Annotated in this window: 21 protein-coding genes; 10 read left to right on the plus strand and 11 right to left on the minus strand. The window is 48.5% G+C overall.

Annotated features, from left to right (window positions below):
* Positions 1 to 53: 53 nt before the first annotated feature.
* The 3 genes from ACHA8N_RS10625 to ACHA8N_RS10635 all read left to right on the plus strand — a co-directional run bounded on the left by ACHA8N_RS10625 (position 54) and on the right by ACHA8N_RS10635 (position 1,446).
* Positions 54 to 596 (plus strand): hypothetical protein, encoded by a 543-nt coding sequence (locus ACHA8N_RS10625; RefSeq protein ID WP_147511208.1) that lies wholly within the window; start codon positions 54 to 56, stop codon positions 594 to 596.
* 23 nt (positions 597 to 619) lie between these two features.
* Positions 620 to 841: a PLD nuclease N-terminal domain-containing protein gene (locus ACHA8N_RS10630; protein ID WP_393965677.1), complete on the plus strand. Its 222-nt coding sequence runs from the start codon at positions 620 to 622 to the stop codon at positions 839 to 841.
* A 179-nt stretch (positions 842 to 1,020) separates the two neighbouring features.
* Entirely contained in the window at positions 1,021 to 1,446 is a 426-nt protein-coding gene (locus tag ACHA8N_RS10635; protein WP_026833149.1) for a MarR family winged helix-turn-helix transcriptional regulator, read from the plus strand.
* A gap of 19 nt (positions 1,447 to 1,465) precedes the next feature.
* Here ACHA8N_RS10635 and ACHA8N_RS10640 read toward each other — a convergent pair whose 3' ends face one another.
* Positions 1,466 to 1,795, minus strand: coding sequence for a hypothetical protein (locus ACHA8N_RS10640; protein ID WP_393965678.1), 330 nt, complete (start codon positions 1,793 to 1,795; stop codon positions 1,466 to 1,468).
* A 52-nt stretch (positions 1,796 to 1,847) separates the two neighbouring features.
* Between ACHA8N_RS10640 and ACHA8N_RS10645 the strand changes: the two genes are divergently transcribed.
* Complete coding sequence (locus tag ACHA8N_RS10645; RefSeq protein ID WP_393965679.1) at positions 1,848 to 2,219, plus strand: hypothetical protein; 372 nt, start codon at positions 1,848 to 1,850, stop codon at positions 2,217 to 2,219.
* A gap of 45 nt (positions 2,220 to 2,264) precedes the next feature.
* Here the strand turns inward: ACHA8N_RS10645 and ACHA8N_RS10650 are convergent, their stop codons facing one another.
* From ACHA8N_RS10650 to ACHA8N_RS10665, 4 genes are all read right to left on the minus strand, one after another.
* Complete coding sequence (locus ACHA8N_RS10650; RefSeq protein WP_393965680.1) at positions 2,265 to 2,624, minus strand: hypothetical protein; 360 nt, start codon at positions 2,622 to 2,624, stop codon at positions 2,265 to 2,267.
* Positions 2,621 to 2,839, minus strand: coding sequence for a helix-turn-helix transcriptional regulator (locus tag ACHA8N_RS10655; RefSeq protein WP_393965681.1), 219 nt, complete (start codon positions 2,837 to 2,839; stop codon positions 2,621 to 2,623). The genes ACHA8N_RS10650 and ACHA8N_RS10655 overlap by 4 nt, the downstream gene beginning before the upstream one ends.
* A 270-nt stretch (positions 2,840 to 3,109) precedes the next feature.
* Positions 3,110 to 3,673 (minus strand): DUF1349 domain-containing protein, encoded by a 564-nt coding sequence (locus tag ACHA8N_RS10660; protein WP_393965682.1) that lies wholly within the window; start codon positions 3,671 to 3,673, stop codon positions 3,110 to 3,112.
* 54 nt (positions 3,674 to 3,727) lie between these two features.
* Positions 3,728 to 4,114, minus strand: coding sequence for a hypothetical protein (locus ACHA8N_RS10665; RefSeq protein WP_147512613.1), 387 nt, complete (start codon positions 4,112 to 4,114; stop codon positions 3,728 to 3,730).
* 87 nt (positions 4,115 to 4,201) lie between these two features.
* Between ACHA8N_RS10665 and ACHA8N_RS10670 the strand changes: the two genes are divergently transcribed.
* Positions 4,202 to 4,684, plus strand: coding sequence for a hypothetical protein (locus ACHA8N_RS10670; protein ID WP_393965683.1), 483 nt, complete (start codon positions 4,202 to 4,204; stop codon positions 4,682 to 4,684).
* Between the two features lie 25 nt (positions 4,685 to 4,709).
* On the opposite strand, the gene ACHA8N_RS10675 is transcribed toward ACHA8N_RS10670, so the two are convergent.
* On the minus strand, positions 4,710 to 5,390 hold the full coding sequence (locus ACHA8N_RS10675) for a glyoxalase (protein WP_393965684.1): 681 nt from the start codon (positions 5,388 to 5,390) through the stop codon (positions 4,710 to 4,712).
* Between the two features lie 112 nt (positions 5,391 to 5,502).
* Here ACHA8N_RS10675 and ACHA8N_RS10680 point away from each other — a divergent pair, with 112 nt between their 5' ends.
* The 3 genes from ACHA8N_RS10680 (at position 5,503) to ACHA8N_RS10690 (ending at position 7,370) form a co-directional block, all read left to right on the plus strand.
* Positions 5,503 to 6,360 carry an alpha/beta hydrolase gene (locus tag ACHA8N_RS10680; RefSeq protein ID WP_393965685.1) on the plus strand — a complete coding sequence of 286 codons (858 nt, stop codon included), beginning with the start codon at positions 5,503 to 5,505 and terminating at the stop codon, positions 6,358 to 6,360.
* A gap of 19 nt (positions 6,361 to 6,379) precedes the next feature.
* The gene (locus ACHA8N_RS10685) at positions 6,380 to 7,162 is read left to right on the plus strand and encodes an HAD-IIB family hydrolase (RefSeq protein ID WP_393965686.1); all 783 of its coding nucleotides are present in this window, start codon (positions 6,380 to 6,382) and stop codon (positions 7,160 to 7,162) included.
* 61 nt (positions 7,163 to 7,223) lie between these two features.
* Positions 7,224 to 7,370 (plus strand): hypothetical protein, encoded by a 147-nt coding sequence (locus tag ACHA8N_RS10690; protein ID WP_393965687.1) that lies wholly within the window; start codon positions 7,224 to 7,226, stop codon positions 7,368 to 7,370.
* A 10-nt stretch (positions 7,371 to 7,380) separates the two neighbouring features.
* On the opposite strand, the gene ACHA8N_RS10695 is transcribed toward ACHA8N_RS10690, so the two are convergent.
* The 3 genes from ACHA8N_RS10695 to ACHA8N_RS10705 form a co-directional block, all read right to left on the minus strand.
* Entirely contained in the window at positions 7,381 to 7,887 is a 507-nt protein-coding gene (locus tag ACHA8N_RS10695) for a DNA topology modulation protein (protein WP_393965688.1), read from the minus strand.
* Positions 7,884 to 8,162, minus strand: coding sequence for a hypothetical protein (locus ACHA8N_RS10700; RefSeq protein WP_393965689.1), 279 nt, complete (start codon positions 8,160 to 8,162; stop codon positions 7,884 to 7,886). Before ACHA8N_RS10700 ends, ACHA8N_RS10695 begins: the two co-directional genes overlap by 4 nt.
* 67 nt (positions 8,163 to 8,229) lie before the next feature.
* Positions 8,230 to 9,303, minus strand: coding sequence for a DUF871 domain-containing protein (locus tag ACHA8N_RS10705; protein ID WP_393965690.1), 1,074 nt, complete (start codon positions 9,301 to 9,303; stop codon positions 8,230 to 8,232).
* A gap of 134 nt (positions 9,304 to 9,437) precedes the next feature.
* On the opposite strand from ACHA8N_RS10705, the gene ACHA8N_RS10710 reads away from it, so the two are divergent.
* The gene (locus ACHA8N_RS10710; protein ID WP_393965691.1) at positions 9,438 to 9,926 is read left to right on the plus strand and encodes a DUF4825 domain-containing protein; all 489 of its coding nucleotides are present in this window, start codon (positions 9,438 to 9,440) and stop codon (positions 9,924 to 9,926) included.
* Between the two features lie 46 nt (positions 9,927 to 9,972).
* Positions 9,973 to 10,248, plus strand: a complete 276-nt coding sequence (locus tag ACHA8N_RS10715; RefSeq protein ID WP_393965692.1) for a hypothetical protein — start codon at positions 9,973 to 9,975, stop codon at positions 10,246 to 10,248.
* Positions 10,249 to 10,330: 82 nt separating this feature from the next.
* Here the strand turns inward: ACHA8N_RS10715 and ACHA8N_RS10720 are convergent, their stop codons facing one another.
* Both ACHA8N_RS10720 and murQ read right to left on the minus strand, forming a co-directional pair.
* Positions 10,331 to 11,704 carry a PTS transporter subunit EIIC gene (locus ACHA8N_RS10720; protein ID WP_393965693.1) on the minus strand — a complete coding sequence of 458 codons (1,374 nt, stop codon included), beginning with the start codon at positions 11,702 to 11,704 and terminating at the stop codon, positions 10,331 to 10,333.
* 12 nt (positions 11,705 to 11,716) lie between these two features.
* Positions 11,717 to 12,601: an N-acetylmuramic acid 6-phosphate etherase gene (gene murQ / locus ACHA8N_RS10725; RefSeq protein ID WP_393965694.1), complete on the minus strand. Its 885-nt coding sequence runs from the start codon at positions 12,599 to 12,601 to the stop codon at positions 11,717 to 11,719.
* Between the last annotated feature and the right edge of the window lie 111 nt (positions 12,602 to 12,712).

A 12,712-nucleotide genomic window follows, 5' to 3' on the forward strand; every position in this document is an offset into this window, starting at 1 on the left:
CCAAAAAGTGTATATTTAAAGCACTGATTATGTTAAAGGAGGCTTTTCCCCACGTGAAATTCTTCAAATCCCCTCGGGTGCTTGAATTAAAATGGATTCCCAAGCAGGACTGGCAAACGGTCTGCACCAAGCGCATGATTGACATACCGCATCATCCAAATGAACAAATCGTCGGACTTGCCTACAACAATCAACAGCAAGTCGTTCAAGTGACACGAAACATTCAAGCACCGCTGTTCGGCTATTACGTCACCTTACTCGAAAACCGTCAGGCGAAAAAAACCGTCTTGTCGAAACGTTCGCACATGACGATCCAACACCTGTCGACACGCCTGTTCGGTTCCGTCGAACTGGCCGAGTTTTCCCTGCTCGACATCCATGTCCGGGAAGAAGGACTCGGTGAACGGGGTCTGTTATTAGAGGCGTTAATCCAAGATATCGAACAGAAGTACACCCATTACCGGGTCAGCGGGGATTTCACTGCCATCTCTTACGGCGGTCGCGTCTCGGCCGAGTGTTTTACAAGGTACGGGTTTACGATTGATCAGGATCGATTGATTTTAAAAAACTACCATGATCGTTTGTTCGTCAGTTAACCAGCTACTGGGAGGTAAATCCATTGCGTCTAAAAGACAAGCCATACGTCAAAGCTGTCGTCTATATCCTTGAATTCCTGTTACTAGTCGTCTCTTATGTCGACTTATGGAAACGTCCGCGCACCCGCGGACCAAAATGGTTGTGGGGCATCCTGATTTTTCTCGTCAACTATCTCGGACCGGTCGTTTATCTCGTCTGGGGACGCCGTCCTGCGGCACCATCCGAGCCGTCCATCCAAGACTAAAAAAGCTTCACTCCGTTGCCTGAACATCAGGACAAACGAGTGAAGCTTTTTTGTTCGTATCAAGTGGTAGGAGAACGCGTGATTATGTGGTAATTTGATTAGTATACACTACTTAATTTTTTGAAAAGCTTCACCAATCACTATACCGTTCACGAACGGTGACAGAAAAGAGGGATTTGATGACGTCACACTTGTCCACTCCATCCTACCGTCATTGGCAGGGGATTCAAAAACTCCATCACCGCTACATGAAAGAAGTCAATGCTGTCTTAAAGGACTGGGGCTTATCAAAATCACAGTTCGACATGCTGGATACGCTCTACCGCGAACAGAGTGCCACTCAAAAATCACTGGAGGCGACGCTTGAACTGTCAAGCGGTGCAATCTCCCAAACCTTAAAAAAATTGTTTGAGCAACACCTCATCACCCGGAAGCGGATCGACAGGGAAAAACGACTTGTCTTGACACCGTCCGGAGAGACGATCGTTCAAGAGTCGGCCCCTGTCGTCGAAGTCATCCATGAGCAGTACTTCAAAGCCTTTACGATGGACGATCATGAATCGTTTGACCGCCTGCTTCACAAGATGCAAAGCAGTCATTTTTGATGCCTGGATGCAATCGTCGTTACCGCTCCGTCTTCGGCAGACTCTCTTCGTCGATTACACCCATCTCGATGATTTGATCGTCTCGTAAACGATACGTCATGTATTCGGTTGGTTTCAGCGGCAGGACATCCGCACGGACCGCCACGGCATATCGTTTATCCTTGGCCCGATGCTTGTCGTTATAATAGGATTTGACGACGATCGATTCACTTGTTCCATAAGTCTGTTCGACATGCTCTACGACCTGACGCATGACGTCCTGTTCATACGCACGGTCGTATCGCGTGATGTACACGTAGGACGCAGCTGCGATCAGGACCAGACAGACGATCCACATCAGTTTTTTCATGCTACAATCTCACCTTTCTCATACTCTACTTTTTCATAAAGGAGCGCTGCCGATGATTTTGCGTCACTTCACCCACCGTCGGCATCTAAAAGCCATTGTCGCCCGCGGCGGACTATCGGTAAAGGATACAGCTGAACCTTACTTACAGTTCGAATTTAATCTACCAAGCGACCACTTGAAAGAGACATTCCATTCGTTTCATCAATCCGCCAGTGATGCGTGGGACGAGACGGATACGGTTGCTCTCGACTTTGACTTCGTCAAGATCCAGGCCGCGGACATTGGCGTCCTGGAACAGGTTGAACCGTTCCCGGGAAAAATTGACTCTGATTCTGCCAACGGTCCAATCCGCTTCGTCAAAAACTTTTTGTCGCTCGGCTATTTAACGGAAGAATCACGGGAACAACTGTCTGAATATTACTGATCACACGTCAAGAACAGGCCAATCGTGCCTGTTCTTTTTTTGTCGTCAGCTGCGTCGATTGTAGATAAACATCATGACCGGGAACGTCATGACATGAATGAAGAGGAAAGACAACAAAGCTGTCATGATATCTTCGATGACGTTCCACTGGAAGAGTATCAGCATCACAAAAACATAGACAATACTCAAAGCGTATGACATGTGACCACTTTTTCTCTTGATCTCTTCTTGCCGTTCGTCATGGGGTTCAGCAGCCGGAAAAACTAGATCGGCGGCCAATTGACTCAAACCCGCTAATATCATTATTATACTGAGTGGACTCGGTCCATCAAATATTGCCAAATAGTTGCCGTATAGTATTAGAACTGCGGCGAGTAAACGATTGATCATCGGCATATGTTTCATCCTACATCGTCTCCTTTTTTCTTCGATTCGGGAATAAAAATCGCTTCAATCGGACAATCAAACAAAGCCGCCATCGAAAACGCGAGCTCGAGCGACGGATTGTACCGCTCCTTTTCAATCGAAATGACGGTCTGTCTCGAGACGCCTAACGCCTTTGCCAAATCTCCTTGCGACCACTGACGCGTTTCTCGTAACACCTTTACCTTATTTTTCATTGCGGTCACCTCTCTCTTCCAATAATATGTAAAAACGTTTCATCGTGTCAAGTTTCCTTTACAGACTAAACAGAAGAAAACCGCCGATTCATCTGATTCGACGGTCGACGGTTTAATATCATGATTTAATCGGTTGTGCGGCTTTTACCTGTCGACGTTTCTCATCTTCCCGCCACCAGCCGTTGATGAAGAGCTGAAACATCAGAACAAATTGCTTGAAAATCACCTAATTCTTTTTACTCACTTACAAGACGAGGTGCTCACGCTATTTTATCTTTCCTGGCAGTCAAACGACAATATTTCCACTTCACACCCTTGCCCTTCCAGATTCGGGCTGCACGCGTACGGACCGACTTTCCAGTCCCCTTCTCCATGCAAATGCGCAATCCGTAACTGTTCCTTCGTTTCACCGTCCACAAAATACAGTTCCACATCCTGGTTTTTGAAGACAAGCTCGAACGTCAGCGGCTGTCCAAAGACCGCGTTGTCGATATCACGCGACGACCAGTCGGAAAAGCCGAACGAAGTAACGACGGCACCGAGATGCGATTTCCCGTCCGGAATAAATTCCGCTGAAACTTTTAACCAATGATCTTCGTTTAGATAAAGAAGGATCCCTGCCTGATCATACGTCTGACGTGCATCCAACTTCACTTCAATCCGGCATGAAAACGATGTTGACGGAATCGATTGAAGTAAGGCGTGACCGGTCATCCGGTTAAACTGATAATAGGTATTGCGCCAAAAGTCGGTATCGCCTTCTGTTTTAAAGGTCAGGCGTTCCTGCATATTGAATTCTTTTGGTTCATTCAACCAAGTAAAACCTTGCCACATATTAATTCCTCCTGTTTTTAAAACTGTTTGTGTTGAAACATCCTATACGTACGCTTACGGTTCATCTTTGAACTGTTCAAACTCTATATGTTCAGGTGCACGGAAGTCATTCTCGTCCCGTGGTCCATCTCGAAAGCCATAGCCCGAATAGATGGCAATGTATTCTCCATTTTTTTCTCGGACGTTAAAGGAATACGATGTCCGCGGTTCATCTTCAAGGATGAGATCGTAGCCGTAACCGTATTTTGAGATATAACTTTTCACCTGATACTCGTCTTTTTCCAGTCCGTACTGTTGTTCGAGTTGGTCCTCCAAGTATAATTGACGTAGGATTTTCTGATGAAAAGTATACAAAAAACATGAGACCAACACCAACAGTATCGCAAGGAAGATGAACCGTCCAATCCGCCACTTGCCGTTTGCTTTCCAAAAGTTCGTCATCGGTACTCCTTTCCTCCTGCCGCCACATATGTTACGGTACGGATAAGGAAGATATTGTTAATAAACTGCCCTATTCTTAAGAAAGAAGTGATTTACTTGAAAAAATATCTCTTGATTCTCTTTTTCCCGATTGTCTTCTTAATCGTTCCGTTATGGGCTGATCAACTGTCACCCTTGTTACAAACACTCTTTTTCCTGATGTTATTCATCTCAGTCTGTTTATCGCTACATACCGCGTGGACAGTGCTCAGTCCACGGTTCCCGAAATGGACGGCGCGCGTCAACAAACTTCATCCGGCTCTCGGCATCTTACTTGGACTCGGTCTTTTGGCGGCATTCGGCTATTTGTTCTTTACAGCCTTTTCGCTTGTTTCATTCGGAATCATTCAAAGTATGCTGACGATTGTCTTGATGTATATCGGACTGGCGATTTTTGTCTTCCTCCTCAGCTGTTTCGTCGAAGGGATCACCCGCCAATCAAAAGACACGTTGTTTCAACCCGTCTTAATCTTCGTCTCTGTCTCTTATGTCGTCTTGACCACATTCGGGATTTTACAACTCATGGCGTAATCTCCAAACCCGTCTGCGCACGGGTTTATTTTTCGTGATGCAACGTACCGTCCGCATCGATCTGGACATGCAGCTTGCCGTCGAGTTCGAGAATAAGTGGACTCGTGACCGCCGGTTTCGGTGAGAACAACCACGTCCGTCCCGCTCGTCCGAGCAACAGATGGGTCCCGTCTTCCGGCGCCCCGAGGAAGTTTAAGAAATCGACGTTAATCGGCTGATGGTAGCGGTGAAAGACACCGAGTTCAGCAAATCTAGCCCCGACACCGGCGACGTCCGGCGTCGTCACGTTCATTTCGCCGATATCTAAAATATCACTCACCGTAAACGTCTCAAGCGACTTATTCGGATTGACGTCATGCCGGGCAATCAATTCGACGACGTTCTCGTCCGGGTCGTAAAAGTAGACGGAATGGGCATTGATGTTTTCAAAAAAGATTTCGTCTGCTCCGTCCTCAATCAATAATGGCACCTGCCGTTGCAACCAGTCCTTGGCCAGCTGAAACGCATTTCCCGGAACGTTGAACGCAAAGTGGTATTGTTTCGGTTGCTGTGTCGTATCCTGTTCAAACCGAAGCTGACTTGTCCCGATTTGTACCGTAAAGGATGTTGCCGTTTCTTCGACGAGTCTGAAACCAAGCGTCGTCGTATAAAAGTGTTGCATCGGTTTTACGTGATCCGTCCAAAGTGTTGCTACCGTAATTTTCATTCCACATTCCCTCCGTCTGTCTTTTAAATTCACTCGCTTCATTATACAACAATTGATGTATAATACTGGTTAAAAAGTAAGTACATTCCTATTTGAGGATGGAGGAAAACAGATGAAACGTTACAGTATCGCATGCGGCGGAATTTCAACACAAGTCACCGAATGGGGCAACCCGAATCACCCGGTGATTTTTTGTCTGCATGGTCTCGGAGGAACGAGCCTCAGCTTTATTGAACTGGCCGATGCGTTGAAGCATGACTACCGAATTGTCTCGATCGATGCACCGGGTCACGGGAAGACCGAACCGTTTCCGGATGAACGGGATTATCAGTTTGCTCGGTTTTCCGATTGGCTGAATCGGCTGTTCGAACAGTTGCACATCGAAGACTTTTATTTCCTCTCGCACTCCTGGGGCAGTTTCATCGCGCTTTTCTATCAGAAGGAACAGCCGGAGCGCGTCCGCGGATCGATTTTAATTGACGGCGGTTATCAGAGTAAACGGTTGCGGGGTACACCACTCGAGCAGGAATCTGCATTTTACGATACAGATTTTGAGGAGTCCGTCGCGACGTGGGAAGAATTTCGGGACGTTGCCGTGTACGGACCAAAGATGCGCCGGTCGCCGTTGCTTGATCTGGCCGGAAAAGATTTTGTCCGGATGCAGGACGGGCGTTACTACTGGCATGCCCGGGCGAAGACGGCACGCGCCATCTTGACGGCAATGTATCAAGACGAGATTCTCGACTTCCTCGACGATGTCCCCGGTGACAACCTTGTGTTGCTCCGTGCGACGTTACCGGTTTCAGAAGAACCGTTCCGCCAACAAGCAATTACCCTGTGGCAGGAAAAAACCGGTGGGACTGTGATATCCGCTCCGTCGACTTCCCACATCCTACACTGGGATGATCCGGAGTTTATTCTGCAGGTGATTCAGGAAAACTGGACGATTTCAAAATCGCTTCATTCATAACAGATTAAGGAGAATCATCATGAATTTTGTTTTTGATTTGGACGGGACCCTCTGTTTTCAAGGTTTGCCGTTGTCTCACCCCATTACAGAGGCGCTTCATTCGCTGGAAGAAGCGGGTCACCGGGTCATCTTCGCTTCAGCCCGACCCATTCGCGATCTGTTACCGGTCCTTCCGGAAACATTTCAGCACCACCTGTTGATTGGCGGAAACGGATCGTTAGTTTCTTGGTGTGGTGAAATCGTTTATTCAACGCCCTTTTCTCCGTCCGATGTCATCTACATGCAAAAACTGATTCAACAGATGGATGCCACCTACTTAGTTGACGGTTTGTGGAACTACAGCTATACGGGTCCCGCGTCTCACCCGATTCTCAAGAATCTGGATCCGTTGCAATCCGCAAAAAACGTAAGTCTGGCAGAACATGACACCATTATAAAAGTCTTGATTTTAAGCGCATCAAGTATGGCGGACTTTTCGGAAGCAGTACGCGAGATCGATGTCGTTTCGCATTCGCATGGTGAAGAGCAGGTGCTTGACATCAGCCCGAAAGGCATCCATAAGCGACATGCCCTTCACATCATGGGCATTACAACAGAAGGATATGTCGCGTTCGGGAACGATGCCAACGACATCGAGATGTTTAAAGGTGCCGTTCATTCGGTCATGATCGGTAGTCATGCCGGTCTGCCTTCCTATGCGGATGAACGGATTCCGTTAAACGGTTTGTTCGAAGAACAACTTGTCGCTAAACTGCGTGCATTGAATCTCCGTTTCAGTGCCAAAAATGGTTTGCCAACTTAATTTTAAGCAATTGATTTGATGTAGTTTCAATAGCAGTCTATTCAGAAAGGAGGAAGATAATATGCCTGGCATTGATCCGTTTTTGATGCAGTTGTTCATTGTTCCGGCGGTCGTCATTGGAGTTGGCGTATTTGTGTCGATTTCAACCAGACAAAATGGACATCAACTCTCTGAGCGATTCTTCAGAGGATTGACGTCCATGTTTTAGTGGATTTCGATTAAGTAGTTGTCTCCAAAAACTGCCGAACGTCGTTCCGGGATTTCAATACGATGATGGTTTTGGTCGACGCAACTTGATTAAGTTTCGATTGGATGTCGGGTCGTTGTACGTTCGGATAATTCCAAATCCATTTCAAAAAAGCAAAATCGATTTTTTCCGGACACCCTGCTGCCATGTCTGTTCTTGGTTCATGGCGGTGGCGGACTGTCCGTTTCAAGACACGGTACACACATGTCGTTCGCGGCAAATCGAGAAAGATGATTGTATCCGCCGCTTGCAGCCGAATGTCCATCGTTCCGCCGTAATTCCCGTCGATGATCCAGTCATCCCGCGCAATCAACTCCGCCTGAATGCGCGTTTGTTCTTCCCGTGGAACACCTTGCCAGTTCGGCTTCCAAAACAATGTATCCAGATGATAGACCGGAATGCCCAAGGCATGGCTGAGCTGTTTGGCTAACGTCGATTTGCCGGAGCCCCCGGAACCGATCAGGACGATTTTTTTCATTCCGTTTCCTTCCTCGTTTCCTGTGTTCGCTCACTTGACGGTTCGTCGGCTTTTGTATTTCGTTCAAGATAGACAGAAACCAACTCGTTGACATGAAACGCCAAGGCGTTTCCCCCGTCAACTGACAGTCTAAAAAACTGGGTCGTATAATGTGCAGCTGTCTCGTGGTGTTCCAAAAAACCATCAATCGATTCCATAAACATATTAAAATCAACAAAATTATCAATATAATGTACATCCCCTTTTTTCAATTTCAAAAAAAGTTTGTCCTCCATCGTTGTCCTCCTCTAGCATTTATATTCAATATTGCTGTTTCATCCTTTCGATGAGTAAATTGATTACTTATAACTCTACCCACTCAAGCCGAAATCGTCCACCGGGTCCGATCTGGTGCAGCAACGCCCGGTCCGCCTCGATGATACGACCGATGACATTAACACGCTCGTCGGCCGCAAGATCCCGTTTCGTCAGCTGCAACTCGCCGGCATACCGACCGTACTTAAGATTGTCGATCGTGACCGATCCGACAGGCCGGTCTGATAAGGTCGAGGGTTCAAGCAATCCATTGCCCGGTCGACCGTAAGCCCGTGACTCGACCGATCGGATGACATCCCGCGCCGGATCCATCCGGTTCGTCTGAATACTCGTCAACAGCGGATCATCGGTCAACAGCGGATCGTCGCCTTGCCCCGTTGCCCGGAGGACAATGATTCCCTCCTGATACGCAGCAAATTGCCGCATCGAGCTTTCCGACAAGCCCGGGTCCCCGATCAGAATCCGGTCAACGGACGCTTCCAGCTCGAGATAACAGGCAAACGGTGATTGTCCGCGGTGGTCTTCGAGCGTCGGTAACGTTTCGTGCAGCGGACCACGCAGGTGTCCGTCTCCCGGAATGAAAGCTTGGACACGGATTCCCTGTTCACGGAGCCACCGGTTTTTATCATTGAACCAGTCACGATCCAGTCCCGTTTCCGGTCGCGGATAAAAATTGTGCCACGCCTCGACCTGCTCAAGCACAAGTCCCTCCGCTTTCATCGCGTCGAGTTCTTCCGCCGTCAGCGTACTGGCGTTTAAGGCGACCATCATCTGTTTTGATAAGTCCGCGACCTGTTTCGGTGTCACGCCGTAGTCGACCCGCAGTCCGGTCACCCCCCATTCGGTTAAGGTATCGGCATCCCCCCACGTCTTGCCGAGCGCGGCAAGGGAAGTCGGGGCGATGTCCGCGACGAGTTCCATCTCGAGCTGTTGCGCCAGTTGCCCAAGCGTCCGTAAGCGTTCCGTGTACAACGAAGGATCGTCTTCCGGAATATGTAACGAGGTAAAGATTGAGGTAAAACCAATCGTCCGCATCTGTCGGATGCTGTCTTTCGCCTCATCTGTCAGTGGTTCACTCAAATAAACGGCAAGTCCTTTCATCTGTTTCACTCCTTCTTGTCAGCGTAGTGTTCAAAGACCGTCAATTGTTACTAAAGTTCCAATATAAGAATTTTTTAGGAGATACTTCATGAATTATGATACCATTAGTACGAGATCCATAAAGGAGAGATTGTATGAAACGAATTTTGATTCCGTTCCTGTCGATTGCCTGTCTGGTATTGATCTGGAACGGTTACAGCCAACATGCTGATTCAAAGACGGACCTGTTCCAACATAAACATTCTTCTGTCGGCGACAACAGCGCCGTCGCAAATATCGTCAAAGAATTGGCACACCATCAAGAGTTGCATCAGATTGCCCTCGAAACGAAACAAACACCGTATGGCATCCATTTGACTTACAAGGACATCGAGACGGAACAAGTCGAACAGGAGATCAAAGAAACGGTTCTGTTCAACGCAACCTACCTGTTTGTCCTCGTCGATAACGTGGACCGGATTACGTTTACCTTCCCGGATTATACCTTCACCGTGACCCGCGATAAGCTGGACGGCTGGTACAACACGCAACTCAGCACAATCGAACAGGAACAAGCAGTCACAAAATTGATTCAGCATCATTTGAAGTCTGAAACCAAAATCAACCAATTTTTCGCTGACTGATCTAAAAAAGTAATCACCCATTTAGAAACCAATGGAGGTCATCTGCATGTTCGCTTGGTTCGGCATGAGACACGTTAAAAAAACGGATCGTCAATTCATTGGGAATCTGCAAAAACGGACTGTGACCTTGATCCTGCTGACAGCCCTTCTCGTGTTGAACGGTGTGAAGTCTCTGTTGACTTATCTGATTCCCGCAGCATACTTGACTGACTCAATCATTGCTGTTCTGCCAGGGACAGTGGGAGTTCTTGTTGCCTTGGTCTATGTCTTGGTCCTTGAACGTATACTCCAGGACAAGACCGTCGACACGAAGACTCAATAGGCAGGTCAAACGTAAAAAAGATGGAACATCACCTCAACGTGATCTTCCATCTTTTCATTTCCCCTGATATCCTTACATCCAGTTAAATCCCATCTGCCATTTCTTCTTTGAAACCAAACCAGAAGGTAAACAAGAAACCAAAAACATACGAGATGACGAGACCACCGATATACGTCAGGTACATTCCGTTATCGATCAACGGTGTCAACGACAGACCGGATACACCGACCCCAAGCGCCGCTGTCTTCATCGTTGCCTGGAAGGCTCCGCCGACTGCGGCTCCCATACAGGCCGTCAAGAACGGACGACCGAGTGGTAGCGTGACCCCGTACAACAACGGTTCACCGATACCGAGGAACCCGACCGGAATCGCCCCCTTGATGATGTTGCGTAACCGTTGATTCCGTGTCTTGACGAAAATCGCCATCGCTGCCCCGACTTGCCCGGCTCCCGCCATCGCAAGAATCGGTAGCAGTGCCGTATTGCCAATCGTATTTAACAGCTCCAAGTGAATCGGTGTCAATCCGTGATGGAGACCGACCATGACGAGCGGCAGGAAGAATCCGGCGAGGACGGCACCGGCAATCGGACCACCGACTTCAAGAATCACGTTGATCGCCTTCATGATGCCGTCTGATAAGACGCCGGCGACCGGCATGATCGCATAGAGTGCCGTAAAGCCGACGAGCAAAACAGTAAAGAGTGGCGTAAAGATGATATCAATCGAGACCGGCATGAACCGGCGGATATGTTTTTCAAGATACGTCATCAACCAGGCGGCAAAGATGACCCCAAACAAACCACCCCGACCGACGACAAGCGGTTCACCGTAAATAATTATGTCGACGAGCAACGGATTAAACAGAATTCCGCCGGCAATCGCTCCGAGAACCGGTGTTCCGCCAAATTCCTTCGCCGTATTCCAACCGACAAGAATCGCTAAGTAGGCGAAGACGGTACTACCAATCAATAAGAGAATCTGCATCCACGTTTCTGTCGCATCAACCCCGGCATTTTTCGCAAAGTTCGCCGCTCCGTTGATGATCCCCGATGCGACGAGTCCCGGAATGAGCGGGATGAAGATATTTCCCAAACGGCGTAAAAAACGTTTGAACGGTGACTTTTGTTTATCCTTCACTTTTTGCCGTTCGATGGCAGCCCGCTCTTCAAACGTCAGGTTCTCATCGACCGACTCTTCACCGATCGCAAGACCCGTCTCACGGCTTAAATGATCGGCCACCCGATTGACCGTTCCCGGTCCGACGACGATTTGCAGTGTCTCGTCATCGATGACCCCCATGACACCGTCAATTTGTTTGAGGGCCTGGATGTCCGCTTTTGTCGGATCTTTCAGCGACAACCGGACACGTGTCATACAGTGGGCCAGTTGCCGGAGATTATCTTTTCCCCCGACATGTTCAAGGATGGCAGATGCCAACACTTCTTCCTTCTTCATGTTCGTCCCCCCTTAAAGCGCGTCGCGGACGAATCCGTGCGCACGTTGTAATCGTTCGACCGCCTCAGTATACGAAACGTCCGCTAAAATCATGACGATCGCCGTCTTGACGTGACCATTCGCCGATGTGAAATAACGCGCGGCTGTCTCAAGATCAACCCCTGTCGCTTCCACGATCATCCGTTTGGCCCGAATTTCGAGTTTTTCATTCGTCGATTGGACATCGACCATCAAGTTTTGGTAGACCTTCCCGACACCAATCATCGCCGCCGTCGAAATCATGTTCAACACAAGCTTTTGTGCCGTTCCGGCCTTCAGGCGTGTCGAGCCGGTCAAGACTTCCGGTCCGGTTTCGACTTCAATCCGGAAGTCCGCGTGTTCACTGATTGCCGCCTGCTTGTTGCAGGACAGAGCAGCAGTCGTCGCGCCGACTTCACGGGCATAGTCCAGACCGCCGATCACGTAAGGAGTCCGACCGCTCGCTGCGATGCCGATGACGGTATCATTCGCCGTCAGCTGAAGGGTCTGTAAATCTTCGACAGCAAGCGTTTTGCTGTCTTCCGCCCCTTCGACGGCTTTGATGAGTGCCCGTTCGCCCCCGGCGATCAGGCCGACGACCATATCCGGTGAAACCCCAAACGTCGGCACACATTCGGCCGCATCCAGCACACCGAGTCGACCGCTCGTTCCGGCTCCGATATAAATCAATCGTCCGCCCGCTTGAAACGATTGAATGACCCGATCGACGACTCGTTTGATGACCGGTATTTCCTGTTGAATGACAGCGGCGACCGTTTGATCCTCCGCATTCATGACCGTCAACATGTCTTCGACCGACATGTCGTCGAGACGCATCGTTTTTTCATTCCGGCGTTCTGTCGCTAATTTCTCTAACATGACCTTCATCCTCTCTGACAACTCCTTCTACTTCCTCAATACAAAATATAATAACGATTAAAATTAATAAAAAATGAAATTTAATTGCAAAAAGAGTCAATAGGCAAAGCC

Origin of the sequence: Exiguobacterium sp. S22-S28, from assembly GCF_043359615.1 — a bacterium.
Lineage (GTDB): Bacteria > Bacillota > Bacilli > Exiguobacteriales > Exiguobacteriaceae > Exiguobacterium_A.

Coding starts and splice junctions, on each gene's coding strand:
- ACHA8N_RS10650 (WP_393965680.1), bottom strand. CDS start 2,624: ATGAAACATATGCCGATGATCAATCGTTTACTCGCCGCAGTTCTAATA.
- ACHA8N_RS10660 (WP_393965682.1), bottom strand. CDS start 3,673: ATGTGGCAAGGTTTTACTTGGTTGAATGAACCAAAAGAATTCAATATG.
- murQ (WP_393965694.1), bottom strand. CDS start 12,601: ATGTTAGAGAAATTAGCGACAGAACGCCGGAATGAAAAAACGATGCGT.
- ACHA8N_RS10690 (WP_393965687.1), top strand. CDS start 7,224: ATGCCTGGCATTGATCCGTTTTTGATGCAGTTGTTCATTGTTCCGGCG.
- ACHA8N_RS10695 (WP_393965688.1), bottom strand. CDS start 7,887: ATGAAAAAAATCGTCCTGATCGGTTCCGGGGGCTCCGGCAAATCGACG.
- ACHA8N_RS10705 (WP_393965690.1), bottom strand. CDS start 9,303: ATGAAAGGACTTGCCGTTTATTTGAGTGAACCACTGACAGATGAGGCG.
- ACHA8N_RS10700 (WP_393965689.1), bottom strand. CDS start 8,162: ATGGAGGACAAACTTTTTTTGAAATTGAAAAAAGGGGATGTACATTAT.
- ACHA8N_RS10680 (WP_393965685.1), top strand. CDS start 5,503: ATGAAACGTTACAGTATCGCATGCGGCGGAATTTCAACACAAGTCACC.
- ACHA8N_RS10640 (WP_393965678.1), bottom strand. CDS start 1,795: ATGAAAAAACTGATGTGGATCGTCTGTCTGGTCCTGATCGCAGCTGCG.
- ACHA8N_RS10685 (WP_393965686.1), top strand. CDS start 6,380: ATGAATTTTGTTTTTGATTTGGACGGGACCCTCTGTTTTCAAGGTTTG.
- ACHA8N_RS10635 (WP_026833149.1), top strand. CDS start 1,021: ATGACGTCACACTTGTCCACTCCATCCTACCGTCATTGGCAGGGGATT.
- ACHA8N_RS10675 (WP_393965684.1), bottom strand. CDS start 5,390: ATGAAAATTACGGTAGCAACACTTTGGACGGATCACGTAAAACCGATG.
- ACHA8N_RS10655 (WP_393965681.1), bottom strand. CDS start 2,839: ATGAAAAATAAGGTAAAGGTGTTACGAGAAACGCGTCAGTGGTCGCAA.
- ACHA8N_RS10665 (WP_147512613.1), bottom strand. CDS start 4,114: ATGACGAACTTTTGGAAAGCAAACGGCAAGTGGCGGATTGGACGGTTC.
- ACHA8N_RS10645 (WP_393965679.1), top strand. CDS start 1,848: ATGATTTTGCGTCACTTCACCCACCGTCGGCATCTAAAAGCCATTGTC.
- ACHA8N_RS10715 (WP_393965692.1), top strand. CDS start 9,973: ATGTTCGCTTGGTTCGGCATGAGACACGTTAAAAAAACGGATCGTCAA.
- ACHA8N_RS10720 (WP_393965693.1), bottom strand. CDS start 11,704: ATGAAGAAGGAAGAAGTGTTGGCATCTGCCATCCTTGAACATGTCGGG.
- ACHA8N_RS10710 (WP_393965691.1), top strand. CDS start 9,438: ATGAAACGAATTTTGATTCCGTTCCTGTCGATTGCCTGTCTGGTATTG.